Origin of the sequence: Kitasatospora sp. NPDC057512 (genome assembly GCF_042802135.1) — a bacterium.
Classification (GTDB): Bacteria; Actinomycetota; Actinomycetes; order Streptomycetales; family Streptomycetaceae; genus Kitasatospora.
Window position 1 is genome coordinate 1 of the sequence record NZ_JBHVET010000947.1, and the last position, 2,672, is coordinate 2,672.

Genomic DNA, 2,672 nt, shown 5'->3' on the forward strand with positions numbered 1-2,672 from the left:
GTCCGGCACCTACCCAGGTGCCGGACCCTTCCGCGTTCCCCGCTCCGGCGGAGGGTCCGCTCAGCCGTCGTCCTTGATGATCTTCATGGTCAGGTGCGAGTCGACCCGGGCGACGGCCGGCAGCCCCATCAGCCGGGCCGTGAGGAAGCCCTCGTAGGCGGCGTGGTCGGCGACCGCGACCCGGAGGAAGTAGTCGGGGCGGCCGAAGAGCCGGCGGAACTCGACCACCTCCTCGTAGGAGGCCACCGTCGACTCGAACTCCTCCACCGTCTGCAGGTCGTTGACGCCGATCTCGACCGCGACCACCACCTCGAACCCCCGACCGGCCGCCGCCGGGTCGATCCGGGCCCGGTATCCGGCGATGACCCCGGCCTCCTCCAGCCGCTTGACCCGGCGCAGGCAGGGAGGCGGCGTGAGGCCGACCCGCTTGGCCAGTTCGACGTTGGTCAGCCGACCGTCCTGGCGCAGATGGAACAAAATTTCACGATCAATGGCGTCCAGCATTGTTCTATTACTCATCGTGCGGCTCCAGGGCAATAATTGGAAACCATATTACCCGCAATCCGGCCTAGAATTTCCTCATGAATTCCGCCCCCGGCGGGACGCTCACCCGTCCCGTTCCGCCGCCCACGCCCGCCGCCGAAACGAACGCCGCCACGCCGACCGCCCGGAACGACCTGACGGCCGCGCTCCGGGACTCCAGCTCCGTCGGCCTGGGCCTATTCCCGCTCGGCCTCGCGTTCGGCGTGCTCGTCGTCCACGCGGGCCTGAGCTGGTGGTGGGCCACCGCCTTCACCGCGCTGGTCTACGCCGGGTCGCTGGAGTTCCTGCTGATCGGACTCGTCGTCGCGGTCGCCCCGCTCACGCAGATCGCCCTGACCGCGTTCCTGGTGAACTTCCGGCACGTCTTCTACGCGCTGTCCTTCCCGCTGCACCGGGTCCGCGGCCGGTTCGGCCGGGCGTACAGCACCTTCGCCATGACGGACGAGGCCTACGCCCTGACCACCGGGCGGCAGGCGCACTCCTGGAGCGGGCGGCGCATCATCTGGCTCCAGGTGCTCTGCCAGCTCTACTGGGTCGCCGGCGCCACCGCCGGCGCGCTGTTCGGGGCCCTGGTGCCCGCCCGGCTGGTCGGCCTGGACTTCGCGCTCACCGCGCTGTTCGTCGTGCTCGCCGTCGACGCCTACCGGGCCCGGCGCGACGTCCCCACCCCCGCGCTGGCCCTGGTCTGCGCACTCGCCGCGCGCTTCCTGTTCCCCGGTCAGATGCTGCTCGCCGCCACCGCGCTGTTCACCGCCGGCCTGCTGGCCCGACGCGCCCTCACCCGGCACCGCACCCCCACCCCGAAGGAGCCGGCCCGTGCCTGACACGCCCTACCTGCTCGCCGCCATCGGCGTCTCGGTCGCCGTCACCTGGGGCCTGCGCGCGCTGCCCTTCGCCGCCCTCGCCCCGCTACGGGCCAGCGCCGTACTCCATTACCTGAGCGAGCGGATGCCGGTCGGCGTGATGGTGATCCTCACCGTCTACGCCCTGCGCGACCTCCCCCTCGCCAGCCCCCTGCGAGCCGCCCCCACCGCCCTCGCCCTGGCCGCCACCCTCGCCCTGCACCTGTGGCGGCGCAACGCCGTCCTGAGCATCCTCGGCGGCACCGCCATCCACGTCACCCTGGCCAGCACCCTCTTCGCCCACCCCTGAGCCCCGCGTCCGGCCTTTCGCGGGAGAGCCCTACCGGACGGCGCGCACCCGGCCGGGGTCCAGGTGCAGCTCGTACGGGGTGCTGCAATCGCTGACCAGGGTGGCCACCTCCGCACCGCAGGGGCACAGCCGGTTCGGGCCGCCCCGGCCGGTGGTGCCGCAGCACCCCACGTGCCGCCAGTCCGGGTGCATCCGGAGTCCCGACGCGTCGTCGGGGTGGAGGACGACCGTGTCGCACGGACCCCCGGACACCAGGAACCCGGGGCCGGCCGGGTCCGCGACGGCGGGCCCGCCCGGGAAGACGGCCAGGCATTCCGCGGAGGGGACGAGCGGGGCACCCCACGGCTCGGGGTCCACGGCGAAGAATCCGACCGGCACGGTGGGCGTGGCCTGACGGGACCCGTCAGCCCTGCGATGCCCCTGATCCATCGGCCGCTCGGGGACTTCGGGGAGCCCGGTCAGCTCTCCGGTGATCGGACGGTCGCACGCCACGCACACGAATACGGTCATCCCACGGTGATAGCACCCGGCCGACGCCCGGCCAACCGGTTTCGGGCCGACGGCATCCGACATGCGCACGCCCCACTGGAGTTCGGCGACGCCCTGGCTCCGGGACGCGATTCGGCGCACCGGCGTTGAACTGCTAATATTCCTGATGTCGCGAGGGACATGATCCCTCGTCAGGCGTCAGCGGTGCTACCAGAGCACGTCCTACTTTCAGTAGGAAGAGTCCGTGCAACCCGGGCCTGGCGCTCCACAGTCGGACAGGGTCCGGCGCCCACACAGGCGCCGGGCCCTTCCGCGTTTCCGGCCCGGGAACGAACTCCCCCATCGCCGACGCGGGTCCTCCCACCCCTCTCCCGCCGCCGATCGCCGACGCGAACCCGCCCCCGCCGGGCACGCGGCCCGGCAGGGGCGGGAAGGTGCCGCTGTAGGACAGGGGGCGGGGGGGGGCAACCCGGGCCACTGCGTTACGC

The 2,672-nt window shown here is 72.4% G+C and carries 4 protein-coding genes; 2 read left to right on the forward strand and 2 right to left on the reverse strand.

The features are described 5' to 3' along the window. Positions 1-60: 60 nt before the first annotated feature. Positions 61-519 carry an Lrp/AsnC family transcriptional regulator gene (locus ACFU6K_RS36060; RefSeq protein WP_380670418.1) on the reverse strand — a complete coding sequence of 153 codons (459 nt, stop codon included), beginning with the start codon at positions 517-519 and terminating at the stop codon, positions 61-63. Between the two features lie 62 nt (positions 520-581). Between ACFU6K_RS36060 and ACFU6K_RS36065 the strand changes: the two genes are divergently transcribed. Both ACFU6K_RS36065 and ACFU6K_RS36070 read left to right on the forward strand, forming a co-directional pair. Further along, on the forward strand, positions 582-1,367 hold the full coding sequence (locus tag ACFU6K_RS36065; RefSeq protein WP_380670420.1) for an AzlC family ABC transporter permease: 786 nt from the start codon (positions 582-584) through the stop codon (positions 1,365-1,367). Next, the gene (locus ACFU6K_RS36070; RefSeq protein ID WP_380670422.1) at positions 1,360-1,695 is read left to right on the forward strand and encodes a branched-chain amino acid transporter permease; all 336 of its coding nucleotides are present in this window, start codon (positions 1,360-1,362) and stop codon (positions 1,693-1,695) included. Before ACFU6K_RS36065 ends, ACFU6K_RS36070 begins: the two co-directional genes overlap by 8 nt. 30 nt (positions 1,696-1,725) lie before the next feature. Here ACFU6K_RS36070 and ACFU6K_RS36075 read toward each other — a convergent pair whose 3' ends face one another. Beyond that, positions 1,726-2,205, reverse strand: a complete 480-nt coding sequence (locus ACFU6K_RS36075; protein WP_380670424.1) for a hypothetical protein — start codon at positions 2,203-2,205, stop codon at positions 1,726-1,728. Positions 2,206-2,672 lie beyond the last annotated feature (467 nt).

Excerpts from the sequence above, each read along its gene's own strand:
- ACFU6K_RS36060 (WP_380670418.1), bottom strand. The coding sequence starts at position 519 with ATGAGTAATAGAACAATGCTGGACGCCATTGATCGTGAAATTTTGTTC.
- ACFU6K_RS36065 (WP_380670420.1), top strand. The coding sequence starts at position 582 with ATGAATTCCGCCCCCGGCGGGACGCTCACCCGTCCCGTTCCGCCGCCC.
- ACFU6K_RS36075 (WP_380670424.1), bottom strand. The coding sequence starts at position 2,205 with ATGACCGTATTCGTGTGCGTGGCGTGCGACCGTCCGATCACCGGAGAG.